Source organism: Robiginitalea biformata HTCC2501, assembly GCF_000024125.1.
GTDB classification, from domain to species: Bacteria; Bacteroidota; Bacteroidia; order Flavobacteriales; family Flavobacteriaceae; genus Robiginitalea; species Robiginitalea biformata.
Genome location: NC_013222.1, coordinates 3,100,583 through 3,119,576, shown reverse-complemented (window position 1 = coordinate 3,119,576; position 18,994 = coordinate 3,100,583). Strand labels below are relative to the sequence as shown.

The window sequence follows — 18,994 nt, the reverse complement described above, 5'->3', positions numbered from 1 at the left end:
CAGTACCACAAAAGCAGTTGAAGGCCTTTAAGATAAAGGGATTGGAGTGTGGTCGATCTCTGAAATCAAGTGACTATGTGGTTGACCACGAAAAAGTGTTGATATGCTGGAATACATGATTAAGAAGCTGGAGGAGCAGTTAAGCGAATTTGAAAACACCGCTCTATATCCATTTGAATTAGAATTTTTGGAGGACATCAAAAAAGTTATTGAGGTGCATCGAGGAGGAAAAGAAAAATGGATTAACGATCCAAAAAGGAAACCATGCTAAGATCCTACCAAAAAGATTTAATCTCCCGCCTTCGCCTGGCCATCCGCCAGGGCAACCGCCGCATCATTGCGGTGCTACCCACGGGGGGAGGAAAGACTTTCACCTTCACCCATATCGTAAAGGGCGCTGTGGACAAGGGTAGGCGTGTTCTTATACTGACGGACCGGATTGAACTGCTGCGGCAGGCCGGAGGGGCCTTGCAAGTGTATGGCCTGGATCCGATTGAAATTAAAGCCGGCCGCAAGCCTTACTTGGGCGGAGTGCTTTACACCGCTATGGTGGAAACGCTGGCCCGGCGCGTAAAAAAGAAAGACTACCAACACTTCCTCCAGAAGATGCAGGTGGTGATCATTGATGAGGCACACATGAGGAGCTTTGACAAACTCTTCCCATACTTCTCCGCAGATGCCCGGGTATTGGGATTCACGGCAACCCCCAGGCGGATGGGTCGCAAGAATCAACTGGGCGAATACTACCATCACCTGGAAGTGGGGGTCGAGATCGAATACCTGGTGGATAACGGATTTCTGGCCGAGCCAAACTATTACGGGGTGGAATCGGATTTATCTGGGGTCCGCACTGTGCGGGGCGAGTATGACGCCAATGAGGTAGCCGACCGATTTAGTAAGACCAAGCTATACCGCGGCGTGGTGGAAAACTGGAAGCGGATAAGCCCCGGGGAGAAGACACTAGTTTTTGCATCCAATATTGCCAGCAGCCAGGAGCTGATCACGGAGTTCACGCAGCAAGGGGTAGATGCCCGGCACTTGGATGCAACCGTGTCGGATCTGGATAGGCGGAATACACTTGCCTGGTTCGACCGGACCCCGGGAGCGGTGCTCTGCAACGTCGGGATTCTTACCAAAGGTTTTGATCAGCCTGACATCCGTACCGTCATCCTCTACCGGGCCACCAAGTCGGTGCCGCTATACCTGCAAATGTGTGGGCGCGGATCGCGGATGGCACATGGGAAGACAAGTTTTAACATCCTGGACTTCGGGGGCAACATTGCCCGGCATGGATTCTGGCATGATGTGCGGCCCTGGTCCCTGGAGGTGATGCCCATGCAGGATAGGCAGATTGGAGAGGCGGTGCTCAAAAACTGTAAACAGTGCGAGGCATTTATCCCCACCGCCACCGTGATCTGTCCGCATTGTGGGTACGAGGACGTGAAGGAAAAAGAGGAGCAACAATTTGCCAGGCTGCAATTACTCGATCCCCGGGAGCTTCGCCGTAGGGCGGAGGTGATGACCATGGAAGGCAAGATTGAAATGGCGAAAAAAGGGCTGGTAAAACCTTTCTGGGTAATCCATCAGCTCGGGCGATCAGGAGGCGGGGAGGATGCCTGGGAAGAAGTAAAGCGATTCGTAAGCGGCATGGGCTGGTCCCCGTACTGGTTCAGCTACAACTATGAAAGGTTCTGGTGGAAAGACCACTACCTGGAAGAAGTCAGTAACGGAAGTCGAATGATAAAGGTTGGATAAATATGGGGCAGCGAGTGACTAGGGCAGTATCTGAGAATAGACTGCAGCAAGAAATCTTCACGCATCACTGGAATACTTACCCCAATGAGCGAGGGCTTCTTTTCATGGTGCACAACTCAGCCAGCAGCCGGATCAACGGGGCAAGATTGAAGACCATGGGCATGGTGCCGGGCGTGTCGGACATGATTTACCTAAAACCCGGCGGGAGGCCACTTCTGATTGAGATCAAAACTATGCGCGGCACCCAATCACCCAAGCAAGTCGCCTGGCAGGCCCGAGTAGTTGCAAACGGATATCGGTATTACGTGGTTAGGTCGTTGGATGAAATGAAGGAAATATGTGGATGGAAAACAGGGTAGAGTATTACCCAGAAGCTGTCCAGGTCGGAGAGGGATACCTACTTCCGTCACTGCATCGGGCCAACACATGGGTATTTATAACCAAAACGGGAATTGAATCGGAATGCGTCATCGAAACCAAAGATGACGGGAACAAACAAATAAAATGGAAAGACTTCAACTTGGAATATCAAATGCGGCAAAGGATCAGGCAGGTGATAGCCCGGGACGCCAACCATCTTATAAGCGAGTGGCCGGAGGGTGGATCCAAAAAGACCCCTGTGGAAGAGAAAGCTGGATCTCAGAAAACCTAGTCTTCACTCGAAAATCAGGAGCTGCTTACATCTGGGTTGGTCGAACATGCTTGGGGTGGCCTGGCTGGGAGACGACGGACCGGGTACGATCACTGATTACCGGGGAGGTCCGGGAGATGAGTGAGGGGGAGTTTGAAGTTTTTAGGAATAGTTGAACCGCATCCCCACCTGGCGCTGCACTCGCTGCGGGGATGAAAAAAAGAGTATGTAGATGAACCGGGTTGAATCAAAAAATGTTTCAAGGCCTATTCTCCGATACCACGGGGGAAAGTGGTTGTTAGCTCAATGGATTATCTCACACTTTCCCAGGCATCGGATATATGTAGAACCATTCGGGGGAGCTGCTTCGGTATTGCTGCAGAAGTCTAGATCCTATTCGGAGGTGTACAATGACCTGGACGGGGAGGTGGTGAATCTTTTTCGTGTGGTCCGTGACTGCGGCCGGGATCTTTTGGATGTCTTACGCATGACACCGTTTTCCCGGGATGAATTCAACCTTTCTTATAACACCTCCGTTGATCCGATAGAACAAGCCAGACGTACGGTAATCCGCTCTTTTATGGGTTTTGCATCCGGACTCCAAAGTCATCAGCGAACCGGATTCAGAAGCTGTTCCAATCGATCTGGTACCACGCCAGCTCGCGATTGGGTGAATTATCCGGATGCCCTGGAAGGGATAATTGAAAGGCTCCAGGGAGTGGTGATTGAAAACCGGGACGCTTTGGATGTTATTAGCCAGCACGACACCCCGGATACTCTCCACTATATAGATCCCCCTTACGTGCTAAACACCCGATTCAAAGGTCAGAGCACACGGATTTATGCCGAGGAAATGATGGACCAGGATCACGAAAATCTTTGCCAGGCAATTCAGGGACTACAGGGAGCGGTGGTTGTTTCCGGATACGACAATGAGATATACAATGATTTGCTCACCGGATGGCATAAATACTACCGAAAAGCTTTTGCAGACGGGGCGAAAGCCCGAATGGAAGTGCTGTGGACCAACCGAATGAAACCAAACCTACAAACAGCAATTGCACTATGACCAGAGACGAAATAGCCACCCAGGTAGCGGGGGCAATGGCATCTACTGCCGTGGATGCAGATTGGATAGCAGAGCGGGCGTATGACATAGCCGATGCGCTCTTGAAGGCGCGGGGGCCGCAAGTGGAGCATTTCCCCGGGTTGGACGTTTCGGTGCCGGAAAATCCAAAAGCTCAGAGGCCGAAGAAGAAACGCCGAAGCAACCCGAATGCCTTAAAACAGCATCTGACCCACGAGTGGCAGGATCTTGACACCCTTCGCAAGTCGGCGGGGCTCACCTACGCCCTAATATTAATAAACAAGATGACACTACTGATTAGTTGCAAATCCAACAAAATGTTATATTTTTGAATATGAGATGGCCGTGGAGTAAGCCCGAACCGAAGTTCTACCCAGTGCTCGACCTGGACCCAACCAAGATCCGGCTCAGGTTGACAGAACATGAGGCAGATGCTTTCAAAAGAATCTGCGAGAAAGAATTCCGCCGGCCCGAGGACCAGGCAAGGATGATCATCTCCGATTACATCAAGGACTATAATGGATAAGATATGCCAGTTCAGATTGTTTCATCAGTTCACAACATTGAGAACCATTCTGTAATGGGTCTGCAGGAGCGGGTAGATCAGGGCTGGGATTACGTTGATTCTATACCAATGTCAAATCTTGACAACCCCATGATGCGACAGGTCATTATCATTTGGAAGAAAAATATTTTGTGATGGCTGCACCGGTTGGAAATCAATATTATTTGCTCAGGTCGAAAGACGGGCGTGATCGGATATTTGACTCGCCGGAAGATATGGCCGAGCAAATCAACGAATATTTCCAATGGTGTTTACTCAACCCTCTCATGGAAGCCCAGGTGATCAAAGGGCGCGTTATTGAAGAAGATGAGCGGGACGGGGAGGTGGTAAAGGTCACAAAGAACCATGAGATGGTCGAGGTTCCAAAGATGCGGCCGTTTACCCTGGAGGGACTTTGCAACTACATTGACATCGGGGTTTCAACCTTTAAGGATTACGAGAAAAGAAAAGATTTTTCGTGGGTCACAACGCGGGCCCGACAAATAATCGACAATCAACAATTTGAGGGCGCGGCTTCTGGATTCCTGAACCCCAGCATTATAGCCCGCAAATTAGGTCTGGCAGATCACCAAAAGGTTGGAAGGGACGACGACGCCATGACTGCGGAAGAACTCCGGCAAGAACTGGCTCAAATCAAGAAGGAAATTGCAGACGAGTCTTGAACATAAGCTTCGTAGATACAGGCAGCTAAAGGCAAGGCTCAAAATTCTGGAGCTTCACGAATCCCTGGCCGATCCCGGGCCGGATACTTCACCCAATTACAAACTGCTTCACGATGCTCTGAACTCGCAGGATTGGGGCTACAATGAAAAAGGGCAGCCCTATCTAAAATCGGGATATGCCGGGGTAGTCCTGGAGGGATCCAGCCGGTCAAGAAAAACATGGTCGGGAATAGACTTTATAATCTGGCTTGCAACAGACCACCACAAAGAAGACGGCTGCACGATAAACATTTACCGGGAGACTTACAATGAGTTCAAGACAACCCTCTACGACGACTTTAAAAGGCGACTCGATGATTTTGACCTGCCAAATCCCTTTCACGATGCCAAAGAGGTCAAAAGCTTTAAAATCGGCAAATCCCGAATTTTCTTCCTTGGAGACGGCAAGCATGGCGGCGGCTGTGATTACGCGTTCTTCAATGAGATAATGATGCAGCGCCGGGAAGTTTTTGATCAGGTGGAGATGCGCTGTCGCATATTTTGGTGGTGCGATTACAACCCTTCTTTCACCGATCACTGGGTATTTGATTCGGTGGTGCCTCGTTCAGATACAGCCTTTCTTCGCACCACGTTCAAAGACAATCCGTTCATTTCTCCAAGCGAGTTGAACAAAATACTGTCGTACGAACCTTGGGAGCCCGGAACCTACCAAGTAACCGAGGAAGGTGTGTTCTACAAAGGCAAACCAATTACAGAAACCAACCAGCCGCCGCCACACATCCGCAATGTAGAGCAAGGGACGGCTGATGAGTTTAACTGGAAGGTTTACGGCTTAGGCCTTCGTGGAGCGATGAAAGGAACCATCTTCCCGAATATAACCTGGATCGATGCGTTTCCAAACATGGATTACATTTACGCCAACGACTTCGGGTTTACCGCAGACCCTAATGCACTGGTAAGGTATTCAGAGGATGCCAACAATATCTACATTGAGCCACTGATTTACAAACCCATTGAAACCCCAGACGAACTAGCAGCAGCATTTGAAGCTTTAGGGGTTGAGAAGCGAAAGCCCATCCCCTGCGATTCTTCGGACAAGTACACTGGTGAGAATAAGGGAACTGTTGAAATGGTCCAAGGCCTCCAGGACCGGGGCTACCGCAACGCCTTTAAAGTTTCCAAGAAAAAGGGAATCATGTTTTGGATTCTATCCATGAAGAAAAAGAAGATTCACGTTGTAAAGAATCACCTTTTCAAAGAAGTCAAAAAGGAGCAGGAGAACTACAAGTTCAAAGAGGTCAACGGGATTCTTATAAATCAGCCCATTGACGGATACGATCACATTTTCACCGCCGGAAGGTACGGGCACATGGCCTGGAACGACCGGCCAAGAAAAGCCTTGGGAAGCCAGGCGAGGGGGAGGGTATGAAAAATCGCCTGGAAAACAAGCTCAGCCTGCTTCTGGAAGAATTCCCAGACATGCAATGTTATCTGGCCGCCTTACTGTTGCAATCCGAGTTCGGGGGAGAGATTTTGTACAATGTCGATCATTGCGTTTTGCGAGTCTATTGCCCTGATTCGGGAACCGTACTATATGCCGACACCTACAACGGAGTGAGTGATGAGCCTCCCGGCCCGCTTCACAGCTACCAGCCCATGCCTATGCTGAAGCTTAAATCTATTTACGGGTGGGAGGAGCAGAAGGAGTTAATCCGTGCGGCCATGCAGGAATCAAAAACACCGCCCCATTTCTGAGACGGTGTCTACTGAAAACTCCGCATAGCTACAAATATTTAATCAGCCCGGAGTTGGGCTGCGCTGTAAAATTATAACATTTTGTTGTAAATGAAACAATAATTGACTAATATTGTCTCGTTCATCATCCTGTAATTCGGGATGATGGGCTTTTCCAGGTTGATTGAACAGGCCCCTTGTCCCCCAGATAAGGGGTTTTTTCATGGAGCTACTGCCGTTTCAAGTCAAAGAAATTATCGAGTCCGGAACTCCGGATTGGCTTATTCTGGCTCGCAAAAAAGCCAAAGAAATCACCATGCATCTTACTGGTGAAGGCGCTAAAGACTACCTGGAGAAGCTCGACAACTACGAAAACGAGGCCCAGCGTCAACTCAAAGAGAAGCTCCTTAAGTCCAACAAATCCCTTATTTCTTTTCTTCTTCGCCCGGCAGACCAGGTCTTTTCAGCAAATGGAGGGAGCATCCAGTACAACGCCTCAGACTCCCAAATTACCCGCATCAAGACAGAAGTATCTGATGTCAGCGAAGGGCTGAACATCAAGGATTTTCTACGTAAACGGGTATTCAAGAAGTATGTGGCTGACCCCAATGGACTTATCATGGTGGATATCGACCGGGATGGAATGCTGCAAACCAGCTTCTACGGGACTGAGCAAGTCTACTGGTATGCTCGGCGCGGCAACCAGGTGGAGGCCATCATCTTTGAGCCGTTCAAGTCGGAGGACCAAAACGATGACCGCCAGTTTTTCCGGGTAATTGACGATAAGTCGGATAACATCTACGCAAAGAACGGCGATTCTATCGAACTCCTGGAGGATGAAATGCTTCCGAATTATTTTGGGTTTGTTCCTGCCCAGGTTGTGGGTGATATCTACGACTTAAACAAACCAATCTTTGTCTCCTTTCTCGATGAAGTCTTGGAGGATGCCAAGGACCGACTGCACGATGTCAACACCCATCTGGTCCACAAGCTGGCCCACGGCTATGCAAAATACTGGTCATATCCAGAGAATTGCACTACGTGTGGAGGCACCGGCGAGCTGAAACGCAACTGTGCGGACGGCGACGAACAGACAACTGAAACCTACGCTTGTTATACCTGCAACGGATCCGGCACCAAGACGCGCAAAGACGCATCCGACATGATGCTGCTGCCGATTCCCCGGGAGGGTGAAAACAAGCTGGATCCTCCTGCAGGGTATGTCAACCCTTCTATCGAAATCTGGAAGCAGTACAAGGAGGACATTAAGGAAATCGGGGACTATATGTACGAATGCCTTTGGGGATCGTATTTCTCTCGCGATCCACAAGCTGAGAAGACGGCAACGGAAACCTTTGTCAATTCCCAGATCAAAAATGCCCGGCGCAAAGACCTTTCAAAAAACTTTGGCAGACTCCATAAGTTCATCCTGGACTGCTATGGAAAAATTGCGCTGTCCTCGCCGTCCTATGAATCATCAGTAAGCTACGGGACCAAATACAACGACGAAAGCCCGGAGGTTCTGCTTAAAACAATCATCGACGCTACGGACAAGCAAATCAGTTCTGCCATCATCGGCGACCTGCAGATGAAGTATTACCAGGCTGAGTATGCAAACGACCCGATTGAGCTTACCAAGAGGCTGAAAATGCTCAAAACCGATCCGTTTCCAGACCTCACGGCCCAGGAGGTGCGCGAGCTTGGAATCACCGGTGAGGAGCTACTTATGAAAATATACCATTCTCAGTGGGCCCTGACCCTTGACAATGCCAAAATAATGCTGATGGATGTGTCGGAGCTTACCGACGATCTGCGGCAATATGTTCAACAAAAACAGTTAAGCAATGAGTTACAGTAAGTATGACCGGCTGGAGAAAAACCGCCGGGGAGAATGGGAGAAGGTTCGTACCGTCACCATCACCGAAGAAAACGCCGAAGTCCTGAATATGGATAGTAAGCGCACGGGGATCAAATATGAGCCCGTTGAGACCAAAAAGGAAGAATTCAACGTCAAAACGGCAAAGCTGGACGACTTGAAAGCCTATGCCGAAGAAAACTCCATCGACCTGGGTGAGGCCACAAAAAAAGACGATGTGAAAGCAATTGTATCCGAATGGATTGAATCCAACCGATAAAAAATGTTTACAAAGATACTGTATCCTAGTGAGGCGCGAACCGCCAGCCCGACACCCCTGGAGGTGGAAAACCCATTTCACAGAGGAGCGCAAGTAATTATTGACGTAACCGCCGTCACCCTTACCCCTTCCGTGACCTTTAGCGTACAAGGTAAGGATCCGGCAAGCGGGAAATGGTATGAATTGCTCGCAAGTGCGGCCATTACAAGTGTGTCAACAGTTGTTTTGACCATTATGCCAGGAGCGGCCGCAACGGCCAATGTCTCGGCAAATAACGGGATACCTATTAATTGGAGGGTCGTAGCGACACATGCCGACGCGGACTCAATAACGTACTCAGTTGGAGTTAATATGTTAAGATAAAAATATGCTATCAAAAAAAACACTGGACGCCCTCGCTGCAATGAGCGGTGTCAAAGCCGATGCACTGGCACAAGCAATTTCCGATGAACAGGAAAAAGAATTGGAACTGCCCGAGGGGCGATTTCTTTCCAAGGAACAGGAAGAACAACTCCTGGACAATCACGGAAAGAGAAAGTACGACGAAGGCAAATCCAAGGCTCTAAAAGATGTTTTTGAAGGGAAAGACAAAGATTCCTTTTTGGAGGAATTCAAAAAGTCTGTTCTGGATGAGGCAAAGTTGGAGCCAAGCAAGAAAATCGCCGAAAAGGAGCAAGCCCTAAAAGCACTCCAGGAGAAGTACAATGCCGATAAAGGGGAATGGGAAAGCAAAACAAGTGGACTGGAAAGTCAGATCACAAAAATGCGAACCCTTACTGAAATCGCAAAGCACTTACCTGCTGAGTTGCCGGCCGGGCTGACCCGGGAAGACGCCACCCTGATTGTATCCAACAACTTTGAGTTGAAGGACGGGGAGGTTTACCAAAACGGCGAGGTTCTGCGAGACGATTTGCAGAATCCCATGAAATTCGATCAGGTGATCAAGGATTTTTCCGAAAAGCGGGGATGGAACGCCAAGCCTACCGGCCGCGGCCCGCAACCCACTTACCAGGGAGGAACCCCGAAAACCTATGACGATTTTGTGCAGTACTGCGAGTCGAAGAAAATTCAAGTGGGGTCTGCCGAGGCAAATAAGCTCATGGCTGATTATGCCAAGGACAACCCCGAGTTTTTCAACGATTAAAAACGTAAAAAATGCCGAATTACAGCAATACACAGATTCTCAAGGCCATTGCAAAAGCCAATGGATCATGGGGAGCCAATGAAATGCGGGAGGGGCAAAATTCTACCCTGCGGCTGATGCTCGCCAATGAATCCCAGGTTTTCCGCAATGTAAAAGCCTTGAAGGCCAGCGATAAACAGCCCACCGAGGCGGTTGTCCTGGCGCGCAATTACCGGGCGTCCGGAACCGCGAAGGCTGCCGCTCACGCAGCTGCCGGGTTCGAGGATTCATTCGTGAAAGCCATTACCTATGTGCGCCGGACCCAAACCTGGAAAGTCTCCTACAAGATCGCGGAGAACAACCAGTTCGGGTACGATGAGCAGATGATGCACGGGATGCAGAACGCCCTGCAAAACCTGCGTCAGGATGTCAATGCCTACCTACTGGCCCAACTTGCGGCCAAAAAAACGCAGGTGGCAACGGACTCCATCATCGCCTTTGACGAGGTGACCAATGACGCCTTTGAAAACCCCCTGGCTCAGAAGGACAACGCCATGATGAACTTCAAGGCTGCGCTGCGTAAGAACAACTACGCAGGTCCTTACCAGTTCCTGGCTGACCAGCTCCTGTACGCCCAACTCACCAAGAGCGAGGCCCAAGGAGGTGGAAACTCCACGAACCTGGGCTTTCAGTTTGGAAACGTCACCATTCTGGAAGAAGAAACCCTGGCCACTCCGGCGGCTTATGCCAACGGAGGATACGGCTACGGGATGCAGTCCGGTCTCGCGGGCATGACCTTCTGGAACGAGCCGATCAACCGGCGCGGAGAAGGAGACGTCGGAGACAACCAAGGTCTGTTCACAACCGTTCAGGATCCTGCACTCGGGATTATCTACGATCTGCACGTCAAGCGCGGTATCGCGGATACCTCGGGGGCCAATGGTCACGAGCAGGATGTAGTGGACGAGTACGAAGCCGCGATCATCTTCGCAGAAGACCACGGGTATGACTCCACGGCAAATGCAAGCCCGATTGTCGCATTTGGTCAACTCGCCTCGTAATGACTTTCGCAGAGGCTAAGGACATATTGGATCAACGCGTCAACTGGCGTGATAATGGAACCCTTACCGTGGCCAACAAGACCACGGAAAGCGGCCGTTACTTTCAGGATGAGCACAGCGCCGTAACGCTGGAGAACATCCTGGCTTGCCAGCCTGATAGCGATATGAACGATGCGGATTTTAATACGTATCTGACTGAGCTTCGGGGAGCGGCAATCCTCCAGGTCTTGGCTGATGTGTTTGGAGCCGAGAACAATGTGACCGATCGCGAGATCAACTGTAACGTGGGGATTTTTGACAACGCAATATCCCTTCGCATGGTGATACGGGTTTCAGAACTCATTATCACCTCCACACGTTCCAACCGCATTGAGAAGCTCACAAAAGCATTTGTTGAGCAGCTTTTTGTCGATGTGAACGCCAAACAGGCGGGGGTCAAGGCCACCTACTGGAAGGAAGTGGAGAGGGTTCAAAAGTTGCTTTTTAAGCAGGAAAGAATCCCCACCGTTACAGCCGGGGCATACGGCAATTATTTGGGCCATGTTTATGACACCCTAAGCTGATGAATTACCGCAGAACAAATCCAACCGGAATTGATTTGGTGGTGGACCAGATTCAAAGGAATATCTACGATCCGCTTACTGCTAGCTGGGGAGTAATAGACCTTTATGATCGGGTTTACCGAAATCAGGACCACGACGGGTTTAGCCTGCAAAGATACATTGGGGAAGGGGAGTATGAAGATTTGATGTTCAGCGAAGGCAATAAGCTGTTCTTCGTTCAAGGTCAAAGCCCGAAGGTGGTGTTAGGGGAGGCGGAAAACAGCCTTTGGGTTGTTGCAGCTCTGAACCTGGACCAGGTCAAGGCCCGAACGCATCGAAGTGATGAGGAGGTCCATTTAGACCTTGTCTCCGAAATCTCCAAGGTTGTAAACCTGGAAGACATTGAGGGAATTGAATACGGGCTTGACAACCTTAAAAAAATAGTTGTCGGAGGTTCCGTGTTTGCCAACTTCAAGGCCGGAGACATACACCCCTACCATGTTTTTGCTGTCCGCCTCAAGGTGCGCTACGGCGTGATCAATAATGAATGTTAACGTTAATACGAAAACAAAATGAGTAAATATACTGACGCCTGCGGGGATTCCGCTGTAAACAGCAGCATCGTCGCAACTGGTGGGATCGATAAAAAAGGGATCACCGGGGCGTATTCTGAACTATTCTGGGCAGCAGACGGCTTTGAGTTCGCCTCACCGGCGGCACTCAAGGACCAGGCCAACTGGGATGCAGGTGTAGCGGCCGGCAATCTCATCTACCTGGGCAAGGGGAAATTCTCCGACCAGTCTGCCGAGGCCCAGTTCTTTGAGGACCAGGCCCTGGACATCCGCGAGGAAACCACGGCTGCAACCAAGGTGATACGATCCGAGAGTGTGATTTGCGCCTGTTCCCATGCCGAGGTGAAAAAGATGTCCGGGAAGACCGGTCGCCTGTTTATCCGCACCAAAAACGGTTTCGTGATTGGTCGCTCGATGGACGATGGTGCCATCCGGGGCCGGGCCCTTTCACAAATTTTTGTCGGCAACCGCAGCGTGCCCACCACGGAAACCCCGGTGGAGTACACAGCAGTTGACTTCACCTTCTCCGACAACGAGGGGGATGAAAAGAACCCGGCCGAGGTGAAAGTGGACTTTTTGTTCTCCGAGGTGGACCAGGTGTATTCAGCGGTGGCAACGGTAGGGAATGAATCCACCAACGGATCCACCCTGACCGCCGAGCTGACCATCACCAAGGACTGCGGAAGCGAAGTGCTGACCGGTATTGTAGCTGGGAACATGGAGGCCTACGATGAGGATGGAAACACCCTCACCATCGCCTCGCTGACATACAGCTCCGGAGTGTACACCATCAACATCACCACGGCGTTGACGCTTGCCTATGTCCGATTTACCGGCATTATCGATGTGGCCAGTGCGGGAGTCCTGTACTATCTGGACCAGGTGAGAATTTCAACCACGTAATTTTTGAGACATGAGTGACACAAGCAAATACCAATTTGGAAAGTCGGTCCTCAAAAAGAGCGCGGGGGATTTCAAAACCTTTGTGAAGGACCGCTACCCGAAGCTTTCCGAAAAGGACGTGAGTTCCTTGGTGGAGAAACACTACGGGAAGGACGAGGGCGCTGAAAAATTGGAGGAAAGTGGCAAATCTGCTGCAAGTACGTCAAAGGGTTCAGGCTCTAAATAGCAAGGAAGTTGTCTATGGGATACTATTCGAGGTCGTTAAACGATTCGAGGCGTATCTCATAGACTTCAACCTTATCCAGCTCGAAGCGGGCAGGAACATCCGAAACGAACTGCTCGGGACCTATTCCCGGGCTACTGAGATAGAGGCATTACTCGGAGACGGCCCCCGCCCGATCCGACCCAAAGTCGAGGGGGAGCCTTACAATTTTCAATGGACCGGTGGTCTGTTTGACGGGATGCGGCTCGTCGTGGAAAACAATACCGCAACGTTCACAAGCACAGATTCTAAAACACCCTTACTCGTTGAGAAGTACGGCGATATTTTCGGCCTTACGCCGGAGCACCTCGCAGAAGCGGTTCAGACAAGAATCTACCCCGCCTTTGCCGAGGAAATCCGAAAAAGGCTACAACTATGAGACCATCCCGGCGCACCTGTTTATCAGGCTTTTGCAGCGGGACGAAGCGGTAGCACACCGGGTGGTAGGGGCCGGAGCATGGAGGCGAATCAAAGAGCGCTGGCTGGCGAGTCGCGAAGATGAAAAAGGCGACCAACTTCTGGAAGCCCGCAGGAGGTACCTACTGGAATCCTGCAAGCACGGCAAAGTGCAACTCCTCATTCGCTGGGTGACTTCCGCCCCCGAGGACAAACAAAAGGAACTATTTGAGGCGCTGCGGATTTCGTGGAGTGATGACAAAAAAGCCCGGGGACAGCAACTCAAAAAACTCCTAAACAAGCACAAGGAGCTTGTCAAAAAAGCAAAGCGGCAACTAGAGGCTTTGGAGAAACCAGAGGAAGAAGGAGAAGAACCGAAGTTCACCATGGACGATTACGACCGGTCTATGGCCTCCCTAGAACTGATGGGGTTTCATGTCGAGGATTACAAAACCATTCCCCTGGGGCGCTATGAAGCTATCAATTCAGTAGCCCGCAAACGCCTGGACGCTCAAAAAGAAGCTAAAGAAAATGGCTGAAGGACAAATTACCGGACCCGAACTGATTGCGGATGATGTATTCGCCCGGATCTCGAAACTCGACGAGGCCCTGGGCAAACTCATTTTACAACTGAACAACATCGAAGGTGCGGCCAAAGGGGCTTTCAACACCGGCCAGCTCAATGAGCAGTCCCGCCAGGCTAACCAGGTAAATTCCCAGGCCAATGAAATCATCCGGGAGCGGGAGCGTCTGGAAAGGGCCCTTATTCGCCTGCAGGAGCGCAACCGGCAGACCACCTCCCAGACCAACCGGGAAATCATTAAACAGCGGGTAGAGATTCAGGCCACCACAAGGAACCTGAAACGCGAGGAAACCGCCCGCAATGCGATTGTAGGAGCGTACCGGCAGCAATCTGCCCAGCTAAACATCCTCAAAGAGCGGTACAAGGATTTAGCGGTAGAGGAGCGGCAGAGCACCGCCGAGGGGCGCAAGCTGGCCCGGGAGATTGAGGTCCTGCAGCGTAGGGTTCGGGGAGCGGATCAGGCCGTGGGGGATTTCCAAAGGAATGTTGGGAATTATAAGTCGGGGATTGCCGGGTTGCTTCCTACTATTCGACAATTGGTTGGCGGTTTGGGGTTGATAGAAGGAATACGAATTGGATTCCGCTTTCTTCGCGATGCAGCAGCGGTTGAACGTCAGGCAAGAGGAGTTCAGTTTGCCTTTGAGCGGCTTGGTGATTCGGGCGAGCAAGCTTTTGAAAAAGTTCAGGCTGCAACTCGTGGGCTTGTGTCGAACCTGGAAATTAAACGCTCCCTGGTTGAGTTCGACAACTTCAACATTTCGTTGGAGGAAAGCGCCACGCTTTTTGAATTCTTAGCAGTCCGGGCAGCGCAAACCGGACAGAATATTGACAAACTCAGGGATTCGTTGGTGGAGGGACTTTCCAAGGAATCCAAGCTCCGAATTGACAACTTAGGGATATCGGCTCAGGAATTAAACCAGGAGCTTGCTCAAACACCCGATTTCGTGCAAGCGGTAGCAAACATTGCTCGTCGGGAACTTGGTCAGGCCGGGGGAATTCTTGACGATGCTGCCAATGGAGGGGACCGTTTCAATGCTGCAATGGAGGATTTGACAGTCACCGTGGGTCAATTGGTCAACCAGATCAAAGGACTTGATTCTACGGTAGGACAAATTGAAGCCTCAAATTTTGCACTTCAAAACCTCCAAACCATTACCGCAAGCAATGTGAGTACATGGCAGAAATTTATTTCAGTCTTCAATCTAGCTTCTGGTCAGGGCCAAGTAAACAATTTCATTCTTGCAGAAGAAATCAGGCTTCGGGGGCAGGTAGAAAAAGAAATCCAGGCCCAAATAAAAGCCTACCGACGGTTGAAGGATGAAATCGGCCCCGCCGGGCAGGACGAAGTGCTTTCCGGTGGGGGAGGGTCTATCCTGTTCAACAACGCAGCCTCGCAGACCGTGGCCGACCTGCGAGAAGAAATCAAAGGCCTCCAGGAGGACCTGGACAAGGTAGCCGTCGGCGACCGGGCATCGGCCCAGGCGATTCAGGATCAGATCAAAGCGAAGGAGGACGAACTCAATGCCACCCTGGGAATTGTGGAGACTGAGGAACGCCGCCTTAAAAACCTGCAAGGATCTATTGGGTTCTATCAGGATTTTGTCAGCCGTCAGGAGCAACTCCGGGACGCCACGGCCACGACCGCAGAAGAATTTGCAGCGTTCAACCGTCAAATCGAAATCGGCAAGGCCAAGATTCTGGAACTGCAGGGTGCCTTTGAAGACAGCTTTATTGCCAACCCGGAGAAGATACAGCTCTCCGAGGTGTTTGACTTTTTCGATCAGGCAGATGATGACCAGTTGCCGCAAATAGCTGCGGACGTAGATCAGTTTTTAAACACCGAGGGCATTCGCCAAGGTATGGAAAACCTGGCCGAGTTATTAAAAGAGGATCAGGATGAATTAAACGCTCAGTTCGAGCAGGGGTATGAGCAGGATTTCCAAGCCTTCCTTCGATTCTCAAAAGCCAAAATAGAAATAGCTCAAGAAGAAAAAGAGGCTAGGCTTGAATTGGCTCAAGATGCTTTAAGCGGAATATCCGATTTAGGTTCCTCACTTTTTGAGATTGCCGAGCAACGCGCCGAGCGGGAGGTAGAACTCCAAAACGAGGCGTTTGATGCCATAATCAACTCCAAGAACGCCACTGAGGAGCAAATCGAAATCGCTGAAAAGAAGCGGGCTGAGAATGAAAAGAAGCGTCAGCAAGAAAGGGAAAAAAGACAGAAACAAGAGTTTTTATTGCAGCAGGCTATTGAAGTGGCGCGAATCTTCTTAGCTGATGCTCAGGCCAGGGCAAACGCCACCGCCAGCAGTTATATATTTCCACTGTCATTAGACCCATCCTACTTGCCGAGGGCTATGGCAATTATCTCCACCCAGACCGGAATCGCCTTGGCAACGGTACTGGCCCAATCCCTCCCCGCATTCTTTACCGGTAAAGGGTTGATGGATGATTACGAGGGTCTGGCCACTTGGGGGGAGCGCGGCCGAGAGGTCCGGGTATCGAAAGACGGCCGGGTGGAAGTTTCCCCGGATACCACCACGCCCACCTATGTCAAGAAGGATGACCTGATCCTGCGCAATATCCCGCTGTTTCGGCAGCAGATGGACAACCCGAACTCCGAGGTGTTCAAACGGGTGGCTGGGGCTTGGAAACAGGACACCGCCGGACGGGAACGGGTGGCCACCGTCCCGGGGTACAATGTGCGCAATTTGGAGAATTCTATCGACCGAGGCCTGAGAAAAGGCTTCCGGGGGGTGAAACACCAAATCAACATCATCAATAAAATCGATCCGCAACCGCGTGTAACCAGGTACTGATGCTCGGACGCAACGACAACATACGATTCTATCTGTTCCGCGAAGGTGATTCCGGCCTGACCGAGATCCCGCCTCTGAAAGATTACGAGGCCGGGAATAAGGATGTCATTTCCCGTGAAAAAGACAAGGGCAAATACTTCTCACGCAAAAAGGCCGGGAAGGTGACTTTGTTTCGGGAAGGGTATGAGTACTTACGGGAGGTCAACGCCATCGAAGGCGTGAACGCGGATGTACGGCTGATCATCAAGGAGAAAAACGACCGCTCCAGCGCGGAGGAACTTCTGACCATTTCCAATGTAGGGATTGACCTGGCAACATTGGACTTCAATGACGATGAGCAGACAGTAGATGCAGGGGTGATCACCGGGGGGCTATTGGAACTCATTGAAAAGCGGTGGGATGATGAGATCGATATCATGCCGGATGTGTCTTTGGACGGGGAATCGATTGGGGAGTTGAACACAAAAACCCTGACTCTTACCCCCCGGCAGATATTCAGGAGGTCCCGGCTCGAAGTTGAAGACGGAACCGAACTACTTATTCCGACTTCAGGAGGGGGGCTTACTGCACGAGCGATTCCTTTCCAGGTTGATTACCGATCAGAAACGGAAGTCACTTCGGTTGTCAGCCCGGTTATGAACTCCTCTGGTGGAGACTATGCGGACCTGCAATTCTCAGGTGCCCCGATCATTTTTAACGTAAAGCAGAACACGGATTACATCCTTCGCGGGCAGATAACCGTCCGGGTGAAAGGAGTGGTCCTTGGAGGCGGCCCGCTTTCTTTGGATATATCAATTTTCAAAGACGGGGAGGACCTGGTGTACGACCGCAAGGTTCAACTCGATTCAACCGCAGCGAGCGTCGGAAACACCATGACCTACACCTGGAATAATGAACCCTTATTCTTAGCCGAAGGAGAGACACTTTGTATTTCAATCCTGACTTCCCCAGGGGCGGGAATCCTGACTGAGATCATAAACGACAGCCACCTTTTTATTGAGCAGGACGAACTATTCCGGCCCACCACCACCCGGGCCATGCGTTTAGGGGATCTATTTGACCGACTGATCGCAAGGTTTACCGGTACCCCAGGGTTATTCACCGGCCCGGCCTTCCAAAGTAGCGGGGATTGGTACGATATACTGATTGCGCACGGCACCTGGCTTAGGAATATGCCCAAAATCATTAACGAAGGCGAGGACGACCAGCAGGAGATACAGGCGAAGATGTCGCTCAAAAACCTGTTCGAGGCCATGCACTCTATCCTGGAACCCATGCGGTACAAACAAGTACTCGACGGGCTTACCCAAAGGTTCTACGTGGGCCCAGAGCTTGAAACCCAAAACAATGAGGTCCGGGTGCGCATCGGGGAGACCCGGGAGACCTTCGAGCTGACCCAAGTGGGTAAGGTGGTACGCAAGGTGATCGGGGATAATTACTACGGCAAGGTTCAGCTGGGATCGAATAAGACCGGAAACGACTACGGGGAGGTTAACAACCTGGTGAGTATCTGTGGGAATGCCACCTGGAATACCATTAACAAAAGGAGTGATTCCCCGTATGAGGCCCTTACCGATATTCGAACCGGAGCTGAGGATGCCGAACTGCAACGTTCCAAACAGTACGAGGACAACCCGGGAGTAGATGCCGAGTATGACGAAGACTGGTTTTTGTTTGATGCCAAACCCTCCGGGTCCCTGTTTGCCCTGAAAGACTGGAGTGATTACTACGAGTCTCTGCCGGTGAACGTTTATTCCGCGGCCACGAATTACAACTGGGCATTTACCCCCGCTCGAATACTGGAGCGCCACGCCTGGAAGATTGCCACGGCCTGGACCCAGCCGAAATATTTTTCGGAGTCTCTAAAATTCGCGGCATCGAATTGCAACAAATCCCTGATCACCAAAAAAGCCGGGGAGGACGCCCTGCAGGAAGGGCAGAACATACCGCATTCTCGGCTGTCAAAATCAACTACCTACCCGATGTCTGTAGAGTTTGAGCATCCGGTGAGTCAGGAAATCATCGAACAGCTACTAAGCGATGAAAGACTGGAAGGACAGGTGGCCTACCTGACCAAAGACGGGGTGGAGTACGGGCGTTTGGTGAGCGTGAATACAAATAACGAGGGCAAGTGGCAGCTGGTGCAGGCCCGAATAGCATAAAG

The 18,994-nt window shown here is 50.9% G+C and carries 21 protein-coding genes; all 21 read left to right on the top strand.

Features of this window, described 5'->3' with window-relative positions:
- Window positions 1-103: 103 nt before the first annotated feature.
- The 21 genes from RB2501_RS16310 (at window position 104) to RB2501_RS13740 (ending at window position 18,992) form a co-directional block, all read left to right on the top strand.
- Window positions 104-271, top strand: coding sequence for a hypothetical protein (locus tag RB2501_RS16310; protein WP_015755480.1), 168 nt, complete (start codon window positions 104-106; stop codon window positions 269-271).
- Window positions 265-1,755, top strand: coding sequence for a DEAD/DEAH box helicase (locus tag RB2501_RS13840; RefSeq protein ID WP_015755479.1), 1,491 nt, complete (start codon window positions 265-267; stop codon window positions 1,753-1,755). The genes RB2501_RS16310 and RB2501_RS13840 overlap by 7 nt, the downstream gene beginning before the upstream one ends.
- Window positions 1,756-1,757: 2 nt before the next feature.
- Window positions 1,758-2,114, top strand: coding sequence for a VRR-NUC domain-containing protein (locus tag RB2501_RS16515; protein WP_041327289.1), 357 nt, complete (start codon window positions 1,758-1,760; stop codon window positions 2,112-2,114).
- 504 nt (window positions 2,115-2,618) lie between these two features.
- Entirely contained in the window at window positions 2,619-3,455 is an 837-nt protein-coding gene (locus RB2501_RS13825; RefSeq protein ID WP_049764870.1) for a DNA adenine methylase, read from the top strand.
- Window positions 3,452-3,805: a hypothetical protein gene (locus RB2501_RS13820; protein ID WP_015755475.1), complete on the top strand. Its 354-nt coding sequence runs from the start codon at window positions 3,452-3,454 to the stop codon at window positions 3,803-3,805. The genes RB2501_RS13825 and RB2501_RS13820 overlap by 4 nt, the downstream gene beginning before the upstream one ends.
- A gap of 2 nt (window positions 3,806-3,807) precedes the next feature.
- The gene (locus RB2501_RS13815; RefSeq protein ID WP_015755474.1) at window positions 3,808-3,999 is read left to right on the top strand and encodes a hypothetical protein; all 192 of its coding nucleotides are present in this window, start codon (window positions 3,808-3,810) and stop codon (window positions 3,997-3,999) included.
- 173 nt (window positions 4,000-4,172) lie between these two features.
- Window positions 4,173-4,700 (top strand): DNA-packaging protein, encoded by a 528-nt coding sequence (locus RB2501_RS13810; RefSeq protein WP_015755472.1) that lies wholly within the window; start codon window positions 4,173-4,175, stop codon window positions 4,698-4,700.
- Window positions 4,684-6,129 carry a phage terminase large subunit gene (locus tag RB2501_RS13805; RefSeq protein ID WP_015755471.1) on the top strand — a complete coding sequence of 482 codons (1,446 nt, stop codon included), beginning with the start codon at window positions 4,684-4,686 and terminating at the stop codon, window positions 6,127-6,129. The genes RB2501_RS13810 and RB2501_RS13805 overlap by 17 nt, the downstream gene beginning before the upstream one ends.
- Entirely contained in the window at window positions 6,126-6,455 is a 330-nt protein-coding gene (locus RB2501_RS13800; RefSeq protein ID WP_015755470.1) for a hypothetical protein, read from the top strand. Before RB2501_RS13805 ends, RB2501_RS13800 begins: the two co-directional genes overlap by 4 nt.
- Before the next feature lie 295 nt (window positions 6,456-6,750).
- A complete protein-coding gene (locus RB2501_RS13795; protein ID WP_148214387.1) occupies window positions 6,751-8,292 on the top strand; it encodes a CCHC-type zinc finger protein in 1,542 nt (513 codons plus the stop codon).
- Window positions 8,279-8,569, top strand: a complete 291-nt coding sequence (locus tag RB2501_RS13790; RefSeq protein ID WP_015755468.1) for a hypothetical protein — start codon at window positions 8,279-8,281, stop codon at window positions 8,567-8,569. The genes RB2501_RS13795 and RB2501_RS13790 overlap by 14 nt, the downstream gene beginning before the upstream one ends.
- 367 nt (window positions 8,570-8,936) lie before the next feature.
- A complete protein-coding gene (locus RB2501_RS13785) occupies window positions 8,937-9,713 on the top strand; it encodes a hypothetical protein (RefSeq protein ID WP_041327287.1) in 777 nt (258 codons plus the stop codon).
- Window positions 9,714-9,724: 11 nt separating this feature from the next.
- Entirely contained in the window at window positions 9,725-10,753 is a 1,029-nt protein-coding gene (locus tag RB2501_RS13780; RefSeq protein ID WP_015755466.1) for a hypothetical protein, read from the top strand.
- Window positions 10,753-11,316 (top strand): hypothetical protein, encoded by a 564-nt coding sequence (locus RB2501_RS13775; RefSeq protein WP_015755465.1) that lies wholly within the window; start codon window positions 10,753-10,755, stop codon window positions 11,314-11,316. Before RB2501_RS13780 ends, RB2501_RS13775 begins: the two co-directional genes overlap by 1 nt.
- The gene (locus tag RB2501_RS13770; RefSeq protein ID WP_015755464.1) at window positions 11,316-11,849 is read left to right on the top strand and encodes a hypothetical protein; all 534 of its coding nucleotides are present in this window, start codon (window positions 11,316-11,318) and stop codon (window positions 11,847-11,849) included. The genes RB2501_RS13775 and RB2501_RS13770 overlap by 1 nt, the downstream gene beginning before the upstream one ends.
- An 18-nt stretch (window positions 11,850-11,867) precedes the next feature.
- Complete coding sequence (locus RB2501_RS13765; protein ID WP_015755463.1) at window positions 11,868-12,770, top strand: hypothetical protein; 903 nt, start codon at window positions 11,868-11,870, stop codon at window positions 12,768-12,770.
- A gap of 10 nt (window positions 12,771-12,780) precedes the next feature.
- Entirely contained in the window at window positions 12,781-12,996 is a 216-nt protein-coding gene (locus RB2501_RS16305; protein ID WP_015755462.1) for a hypothetical protein, read from the top strand.
- A complete protein-coding gene (locus RB2501_RS13755; RefSeq protein ID WP_015755461.1) occupies window positions 12,950-13,411 on the top strand; it encodes a hypothetical protein in 462 nt (153 codons plus the stop codon). The genes RB2501_RS16305 and RB2501_RS13755 overlap by 47 nt, the downstream gene beginning before the upstream one ends.
- Window positions 13,377-13,967 carry a hypothetical protein gene (locus tag RB2501_RS13750; RefSeq protein WP_015755460.1) on the top strand — a complete coding sequence of 197 codons (591 nt, stop codon included), beginning with the start codon at window positions 13,377-13,379 and terminating at the stop codon, window positions 13,965-13,967. Before RB2501_RS13755 ends, RB2501_RS13750 begins: the two co-directional genes overlap by 35 nt.
- Window positions 13,960-16,830, top strand: a complete 2,871-nt coding sequence (locus tag RB2501_RS13745) for a coiled-coil domain-containing protein (protein WP_015755459.1) — start codon at window positions 13,960-13,962, stop codon at window positions 16,828-16,830. The genes RB2501_RS13750 and RB2501_RS13745 overlap by 8 nt, the downstream gene beginning before the upstream one ends.
- Complete coding sequence (locus tag RB2501_RS13740) at window positions 16,830-18,992, top strand: hypothetical protein (RefSeq protein ID WP_015755458.1); 2,163 nt, start codon at window positions 16,830-16,832, stop codon at window positions 18,990-18,992. The genes RB2501_RS13745 and RB2501_RS13740 overlap by 1 nt, the downstream gene beginning before the upstream one ends.
- Window positions 18,993-18,994 lie beyond the last annotated feature (2 nt).